Here is a 291-nt window from a genome sequence, read left to right as displayed (position 1 = left end):
TTTTTTAATGCCGCCAAAGCTTCTGCTTCTTCTGTTTTCATACTATTGCTTGAATACATAAACCCTGCCACACCAATAACAACAAGCATAGAAGCTGCGATACCTAACCACCATCTATTGGTAGTTTTTGCCTCTGGAGGCAAGTTAATGGTAGTCGTTGAAACTTCTGAAGCCGCAGTGTCGAGCGCCGCAAAAAGGGGTTGATATCTTGTAAATGATGGATCTATGGCATCACTTTTAAAATACCTTTTCAATTGAGCGTCCTCTTGTAAACTTGTCGTTCCTTCAAAA

1 protein-coding gene is annotated in these 291 nt (G+C 40.5%); it reads right to left on the bottom strand.

Features of this window, described 5'->3' with window-relative positions; all coding sequences use genetic code 11:
• Nucleotides 1-291: PG0215 family putative anti-sigma factor (locus tag ACY2RS_RS15545; protein ID WP_490099583.1), on the bottom strand; the 291-nt coding region annotated here is incomplete at both ends.

The organism is Patiriisocius sp. 208BN25-11 (genome assembly GCF_058147145.1).
This window is presented reverse-complemented; position numbering and strand designations above follow the sequence as displayed.